This window comes from Pseudoalteromonas sp. P1-25, from assembly GCF_001401805.1.
GTDB lineage: Bacteria > Pseudomonadota > Gammaproteobacteria > Enterobacterales > Alteromonadaceae > Pseudoalteromonas.
On the sequence record NZ_LKDW01000080.1, the window covers coordinates 1 to 677 of the forward strand.

Below are 677 nucleotides of genomic sequence, written 5' to 3' on the forward strand. Positions count from 1 at the left end.
TTTATGTCAAAAGTATTTATGGGCTTGACCATTGCAACCATTGTTGGCGTGCCTATTGTTACCTTGGTGGGGCAAAATCTAAGCTGGCGGTATTGCTTAGGGGGCGCTGCCGTTTTAGCGTTTATTGCATTTATATTTGTGTACAAAGTAGTGCCAAATATTGATAACGCTAAGCCATCTAACTTACTTAACGAGTTTGGCGTACTTAAAAATAAACTGGTGTGGTCTATTTTAGGGATTGTTATTATTGGCTTTGGCGGCGTGTTTTGTATTTATACATACATTGCCGATACCATTTTAGATGTAACTAAAACAGCCCCTTACACTATTTCTATCGCCATGGTGATGTTTGGTATTGGTAGTACATTAGGTAATTACCTATTAGGTAAAGCGGCTGATAAATCTGCCATTAAAACCACCGGCCTTGCACTGGTGTGCACCATTGTATTTGCCATTGCCTACGTTAGCGCAAGTTACAATGTTTGGTTGCTGTATACGGTAATATTTTTAATTGGTTGCAGTGTGGGTTTGGCAACGCTTATTCAATCTTTATTAATGGATGTCGCCCCAGAGGGCCATGCTATGATTGGTGCATTAGTACAATGCGCATTTAACACCGCAAATGCTATTGGCCCTTGGGTTGGCGGGGCTGTTATTGCACAAGGTGCAGCACCTAA

Annotated in this window: 1 protein-coding gene; it reads left to right on the forward strand. The window is 41.4% G+C overall.

Annotated elements, in window-relative coordinates; genetic code table 11:
* A partial coding sequence (locus AN393_RS19575; RefSeq protein WP_152968299.1) for an MFS transporter occupies positions 1 to 677 on the forward strand: 677 nt, incomplete at both ends.